The following is a 3,039-nucleotide window of genomic DNA, read 5'->3' on the forward strand; positions in this document are numbered from 1 at the left end:
GGGGCGACCCCGACGTCCTTGATGAGGTTGATGAAGGTCGTGTTGGGCGACTGCGCGAGCGCGTCCGCGACGGACAGGGAACTCGGGTACGACCCGGCGTTCTCCACGCAGTACTGGGCGGGCGGGCACCCGCGCGCGCCGCCGGAGCCCAGGCCCGAGACCTGGACGCGGCGGGGGACGGCCAGACTGGTGTTGGTGCCCATGCCCTTCTCCATGGCCGCGGCCACCGTGAAGACCTTGAACACCGACCCCCCGCCGTCGCCGACCAGCGAGAACGGCTGCGGCTGGACGGTCTGGCTGTCGCCCAGTTCGAGGCCGTACTGGCGGCTCGAGGCGATCGCCACGACCTTGTGGGACTCCCGGCCGGGGCGCACGACGCTCATGACCTCGGCCACGCCCTGGCCCGTCGGATTGCCGTAGGTGTTGAGCGACCGCTGCACCGAGTCGTGGACGGTCGGGTCGAGGGTGGTGCGGATGGTGTACCCGCCCTCCTGGACCATCTCCCGGCTCAGGCCGTTCTGGTCCAGGTAGTCCAGCACGTAGTCGCAGAAGAACCCGCGGTCACCGGCGGTGATGCAGCCACGGGGAAGCGAGTTGGGGCGCTCCAACACACCGAGGGGTTCGGCCGCGTAGGCCGCGCCCTCGGCCGGCGTGATCGCGCCGGTCTGGACCATGGTGTCGATGACGGTGTCGCGGCGGTTCTTGGTGTCCTCGGGGTTGGTGTACGGGTTGAACATGCTGGTGGACTGGATCATCCCCGCGAGCATGGCGGACTGCGGCACGGAGAGGTCCGAGGCGTCGACGCCGAAGTAGGTCTGGGCCGCGGTCTGGACCCCGAACGACCCGTTGCCGAACGAGATCAGGTTGAGGTACTTGCTGAGGATGTCGTCCTTGCTCATCTCGCTGTCCAGCGTGAGCGCCATCCTGATCTCTTTGATCTTGCGCGCCGGGGTGGTCTCCACGGCCGCGCGGCGTTCCGCGTCGTTCTCCGCGGAGACGAGGAACTGGTAGTTCTTGACCAGCTGCTGGTCGATGGTCGAGGCGCCCTGCTGCACGTCCCCGGACGTGGCGTTGGTGAGCGCCGCGCGGATCGTGCCCCGCCAGTCCACACCGTTGTGGTCGGCGAACCGGCGGTCCTCGATCGCGATGATCGCCAGCTTCATGTTCTGCGAGATCTCCTCGCTCGGGACCACCACCCGCTGCTGGTCGTACAACCAGGCGATGGGCGTCCCCTCGGAGTCGGTGACCGTGGAGATCGACGGGAGATCGCCCTTGATCAGGTCCGCCGAGGTCCCGGACAGCGAGTCCGCCATCTTGTTGGAGGCCAGCCCCGCCGCCCCGGCGATCGGGAACAAGGACCCGGCCGCCACCACCCCGGCCGCGACACAGGCCGCGACCAGCTTTCCCAGCGAACTCATAGCCGACACGGGGCCAGAGTACGTGAACACCCCTGTCCCGCCACCCCGTGAGGCGTCCGCAGCACACGACTCTTTACTTCTGTTGTGTGACTACGGTAACAATATGAGGGAACGCGGGACGTTTCGAACCCGGATGATGTCGTGGTCCGACGGCACTCACGGCCGAGAGGCTCCCGTGGACACCGTGGGCCCGCCGCGCCGGGTGGGTCCAGAAGGCCGGAGGCGTGTACGGCAACCCGTCCGCGACTCCACACAGACAGGGGTACATCGATGACGGCCACCCTTCCCGGGACCTCCCGCACCGACGACGCCGGGGTCCGCCCCGGTTCAAGCAATCCCCTCGGGTCCGAGGAGACGATCATCGGGGAGGGGCGCCAGGAATGGGTCGCCCAGGCCCGGTGTAAGGACATCGACCCGGACGAGCTCTTCGTCCGCGGCGCCGCGCAGCGCAAGGCGGCCTCCATCTGTCGCCACTGCCCGGTCCTCCTGCAGTGCCGGGCCGACGCGTTGGACAACCGCGTCGAGTTCGGGGTCTGGGGCGGGATGACCGAGCGTCAGCGCCGCGCTCTGCTCAAGCAGCATCCCGAGGTACGGTCCTGGGCCGACTTCTTCGCCCAGCAGATCGAGCGGCACACCGTCATCTACTGACGTCACCTGATCGGCCCCGTACCCCGACACCGACGCGACCCGCGGCTCCCGCCGCGGGTCGCGTCGTATCACCGGGTCCGGTCACCCGGATGACCGTCCGGCCGCTCTGGTCACCCGCAGAGCTGGTCGCCGGGACAGCTGGTCACCCGCAGAGCTGGTCGCCGACCGAGCGCAGGGCCTCCAGGTTGGAGATCTCGAACGGCAACGACGGCACGCCCACGATCCGCACGTCCGGATGGGTGTCGGTGAACGACTCCAGCAGGCGGACCTCCTGCTTGGCCGTGCCGGCCCGGTCGGCGTGGATCCGCAGCACCGCCTCGGCCTCCGGGTTCCCCGCCAACCGGTCGGCCGCGGCACACGCCTGCTCGGCCGTGAGGTCGGTCAGTCGGGGGTGGGTGCGGTTGATCACGACCCCCGCGAGCGGCATCTCCTCCTCCGAGAGCCGCTCGGCGAAGAACGCGGCCTCGCGCAGGGCGGGACGTTCCGCGGACGAGACCACCAGGAACTCGGTGCCCTTGCGGCGCAGGATCGCCTGGGTGCGCGAGGCCCGGGTGGCGAATCCACCGAACGTGGAGTCCAGCGCCACGACCATCTCGGAGGCGTCCTTGAGCATGGACGAGCCGACGACGGCCGAGACCCCCCGCATCGCCGTGCTCATGGCGCCGGTCATCAACCGGCCGACCCCGCGACCGGGCGCCGCGAACACCCGCATGAGACGGCTGTCCATGAACGCGCCCAGTCGGCGCGGGGCGTCGAGGAAGTCGAGGGCGTTGCGGGAGGGAGGGGTGTCGACGACGACGAGGTCCCACGTCGAGTCGTCGAGCAACTGGCCCAGCTTCTCCATGGCCATGTACTCCTGCGTGCCGGCGAAGGAGGTGACCATGGTCTTGTAGAAGTGGTTGTCCAGGATGGACTGCGCCTTCTCGGGCGTGGTGTTGGCGGTGACCAGCTCGTCGAACGTGCGACGCATGTC

3 protein-coding genes are annotated in these 3,039 nt (G+C 69.2%); 1 reads left to right on the forward strand and 2 read right to left on the reverse strand.

Going from position 1 to position 3,039, the window contains the following annotated elements; translation table 11 throughout:
* A partial coding sequence (locus tag G6022_RS05215; protein WP_182691118.1) for a transglycosylase domain-containing protein occupies positions 1-1,418 on the reverse strand: 1,418 nt, incomplete at its 3' end.
* A 270-nt stretch (positions 1,419-1,688) separates the two neighbouring features.
* Here G6022_RS05215 and G6022_RS05220 point away from each other — a divergent pair.
* Entirely contained in the window at positions 1,689-2,066 is a 378-nt protein-coding gene (locus G6022_RS05220) for a WhiB family transcriptional regulator (RefSeq protein ID WP_170114850.1), read from the forward strand.
* A 142-nt stretch (positions 2,067-2,208) separates the two neighbouring features.
* Here the strand turns inward: G6022_RS05220 and G6022_RS05225 are convergent.
* Positions 2,209-3,039: ArsA family ATPase (locus G6022_RS05225; protein ID WP_182691116.1), on the reverse strand; the 831-nt coding region annotated here is incomplete at its 5' end.

The organism is Dietzia sp. Cai40 (genome assembly GCF_014145165.1).
GTDB classification, from domain to species: Bacteria; Actinomycetota; Actinomycetes; order Mycobacteriales; family Mycobacteriaceae; genus Dietzia; species Dietzia natronolimnaea.

Coding starts and splice junctions, on each gene's coding strand:
- G6022_RS05220 (WP_170114850.1), top strand. CDS start 1,689: ATGACGGCCACCCTTCCCGGGACCTCCCGCACCGACGACGCCGGGGTC.